Genomic DNA, 521 nt, shown 5'->3' on the forward strand with positions numbered 1-521 from the left:
CTGAACGTGACCCGGCCGGACATCGTGCGCTCGGTGCACGAGGCGTACTTCGCGGTCGGGGTCGACTGCGTGGAGACGAACACCTTCGGCGCGAACTACGCGGCGCTGGCCGAGTACGACGTCTCCGAGCGGGTCTTCGAGCTGTCGGAGGCCGGTGCCCGGATCGCCCGCGAGGTCGCCGACGAGTACACCGCCGCCACCGGACAGCAGCGCTGGGTGCTGGGCTCGATGGGCCCCGGAACGAAACTTCCGACCCTCGGCCACGCCCCGTACGGCACGCTCCGCGACGCCTACCAGCAGAACGCCGAGGGGCTGATCGCCGGCGGCGCGGACGCGCTGCTGGTGGAGACCACCCAGGACCTCCTCCAGACCAAGGCCGCCCTCCTCGGCGCCCGCCGCGCCATGGCGGTCGCCGGCATCGCCCTGCCGCTGATCTGCTCGGTCACGGTGGAGACGACCGGGACGATGCTGCTGGGCTCGGAGATCGGTGCCGCGCTGACCGCGCTGGAGCCGCTGGGCAT

Annotated in this window: 1 protein-coding gene; it reads left to right on the forward strand. The window is 72.4% G+C overall.

The genetic code is table 11. The features are described 5' to 3' along the window. The coding region (locus ACSNOD_RS31695; RefSeq protein ID WP_436770516.1) for a homocysteine S-methyltransferase family protein at positions 1–521 on the forward strand (521 nt) is incomplete at both ends.

The organism is Streptomyces sp. URMC 123 (assembly GCF_051386515.1).
In the GTDB taxonomy this organism is placed as follows: Bacteria; Actinomycetota; Actinomycetes; order Streptomycetales; family Streptomycetaceae; genus Streptomyces.